The organism is Staphylococcus sp. GDY8P57P, assembly GCF_017892585.1.
Taxonomy (GTDB): Bacteria; Bacillota; Bacilli; order Staphylococcales; family Staphylococcaceae; genus Staphylococcus; species Staphylococcus borealis.
In genome coordinates this window covers 1-539 of the sequence record NZ_JAESLK010000141.1, presented here as the reverse complement: position 1 = coordinate 539, position 539 = coordinate 1, and the positions used below count along the sequence as shown (strand labels likewise).

Here is a 539-nt window from a genome sequence, read left to right as displayed (position 1 = left end):
TGAACAGATTAATAATAGATTTTAGCTTTTTATTTGTTGAAAAAAGCTAATCAAATTGTTGTCGGGATCAATTACTGCAAAGTCTCGTTCATCCCACCACTGATCTTTTAATGATGTATTGGGGTGCAAAATGCCCAAAGGCTTAATATGTTGATATAATTCATCAATTCCCTCTACTTCAATGCGGCAACTAGCAGTACCAGCAATAAACGACTCCGCACCTGTACAAACCGGTGAATCATTACTACGAGAGCGCCAGCCTTCATCACTTGCCTCCCATAGATGAATCCGAACCTCATTACACATTAGAACTGCGAATCCATCTTCATGGTGAACCAAAGTGAAACCTAGTTTATCGCAATAAAAACCTATACTCTTTTTAATATCCCCGACTGGCAATGCCGGGATAGACTGTAACATTCTCACGCATAAAATCCCCTTTCATTTTCTAATGTAAATCTATTACCTTATTATTAATTCAATTCGCTCATAATTAATCCTTTTTCTTATTACGCAAAATGGCCCGATTTAAGCACACC

1 protein-coding gene is annotated in these 539 nt (G+C 37.5%); it reads right to left on the bottom strand.

Annotated elements, in window-relative coordinates; translation table 11 throughout:
* Positions 1-21: 21 nt before the first annotated feature.
* On the bottom strand, positions 22-426 hold the full coding sequence (bleO, locus tag KA878_RS14010; RefSeq protein ID WP_001242578.1) for a bleomycin binding protein: 405 nt from the start codon (positions 424-426) through the stop codon (positions 22-24).
* Between the last annotated feature and the right edge of the window lie 113 nt (positions 427-539).